This is a genomic window from Streptomyces katrae, from assembly GCF_000966975.1.
Taxonomy (GTDB): domain Bacteria; phylum Actinomycetota; class Actinomycetes; order Streptomycetales; family Streptomycetaceae; genus Streptomyces; species Streptomyces katrae.
The window spans coordinates 1-519 of sequence record NZ_JZWV01000220.1; the positions used below are offsets into that span (position 1 = coordinate 1).

The 519-nt window shown below is 72.8% G+C and carries 1 protein-coding gene; it reads right to left on the reverse strand.

Going from position 1 to position 519, the window contains the following annotated elements; translation table 11 throughout:
- The coding region (locus VR44_RS10175; RefSeq protein WP_045947095.1) for a vitamin B12 dependent-methionine synthase activation domain-containing protein at positions 1-519 on the reverse strand (519 nt) is incomplete at both ends.

A 519-nucleotide genomic window follows, 5' to 3' on the forward strand; every position in this document is an offset into this window, starting at 1 on the left:
CCACCTGCAGGCCGATGACGTCGGTCTCGCCGGACTCCTCCGGGCGGAAGAAGTCGGCGAGGCACAGGCGGCGGCCGCGGCGCTGGCGCGGGAAGGTGAAGCGGGTGCGCTCGTTGCCCTGCTCGTCCAGGATGATCAGGTCGTCGCCCTTGGAGACGCACGGGAAGTAGCCGTAGACCACGGCGGCTTCCAGGAGGTTCTCCGTGTGGAGCTTCTCCAGCAGGCCGCGCAGGCGCGGCCGGCCCTCGTTCTCGACGAGCTCCTCGTAGGTGGCCCCGCCGGCGCGGGCCTGCTTGAGGCCCCACTGGCCCTTGAACAGCGCGCCCTCGTCCAGCCAGGTGGCGTAGTCCTTGAGCGGGATGCCCTTGACCACGCGGGTCCCCCAGAAGGGCGGGGTGGGCACCGGGTTGTCCACGGCCACGTCGGAGCGGCCGCCCGGCTGCTCGGGCTCCTCCACCTGGAGGGCGGGGGTGTCCCGCTTGGCGACGCGGCGCTGCTTCAGCTCGGGCAGGGTGGCGC